The organism is Paractinoplanes ovalisporus (assembly GCF_016834655.1).
Classification (GTDB): Bacteria; Actinomycetota; Actinomycetes; order Mycobacteriales; family Micromonosporaceae; genus Actinoplanes; species Actinoplanes ovalisporus.
The window spans coordinates 1-1015 of record NZ_JAENHP010000063.1 but is presented as its reverse complement, the minus strand read 5'-3'; the positions used below and the strand labels follow the sequence as shown (position 1 = coordinate 1015).

The 1015-nt window shown below is 69.8% G+C and carries 1 protein-coding gene; it reads left to right on the top strand.

The genetic code is table 11. The annotated features are described in order from the left end of the window. Window positions 1-86: 86 nt before the first annotated feature. The coding region (locus tag JIG36_RS51390) for an IS30 family transposase (protein ID WP_203384271.1) at window positions 87-1015 on the top strand (929 nt) is incomplete at its 3' end.

Here is a 1015-nt window from a genome sequence, read left to right as displayed (position 1 = left end):
GGGGTTGTCAGGTGTTCGAGGGTTCTGGTGCGGGCTGGGTCAATGGGTTGGGCAAGGCTGAACAGCGGCGCGCATATTTGGATCTTGTGGAACAGGGAGTAGGTACCGGCGAGGCGTGCCGGCGGGTCGGCGTCGACCGCAGGACCGGCTACGAGTGGCGGCATCCCGACTCGCGGGCGGCGCGGAACGCCAAGCAGTGGGCCCAGGAGAAAGCCGTGCGTGCGGCGGCCGCAGCCCGCCGGGCACGGGTGTCGGCCCGGTATCTGTCGACCGATGAGCGGATCGTGATCGCTGACCGGTTTCATGCCGGTGTCACCCGGACCGCGATCGCGGCTGAGCTCGGCCGGTCGAAGAGCACGATCAGCCGGGAGATCGCCCGTAACGCCCACCCGGTCACCGGCGACTACCGGCCGCACGCGGCGCAGCACCGCGCCGAAGCCCGGCGGCCGCGCCCGAAACCCCGCAAACTCGCCGTCAACCCGGTACTGCACGATGCGGTGCAGGCCATGCTGGAACGCAAGCACAGCCCGCAGCAGATCAGTCACCGGCTGCGCCGTGACCATCCTGAGCAGAGTGAGTGGTACGTGTCCCACGAGACCATCTACCAGGCTATCTACGTCCAGGGCCGCGGCAGCCTGCGCCGCGAGCTGGCTACGGCGTTACGCACCGGCCGGGCGGTGCGCCGGCCCCGCCGCACACCCGGGCAACGCCGGTCCCGGTTCACCAGCCCGATGATCATGATCAGTGAACGGCCGGCCGACGCCGACGACCGGGCCGTGCCCGGCCACTGGGAAGGCGACCTGATCATCGGTAAAGACAACCGGTCCGCGATCGGCACCCTGGTCGAACGCTCCACCCGCTACGTCCTGCTGCTGCACCTGGGCCGCGGCCAGAACGCCGAACAGGTCCGCGACGCCCTCCTGCACACCGTCGCCGCCCTGCCCACGCACTTGAAACGGTCGCTGACCTGGGACCAGGGCGTCGAAATGGCCCTGCACCACCAGTTCAGCCTCGC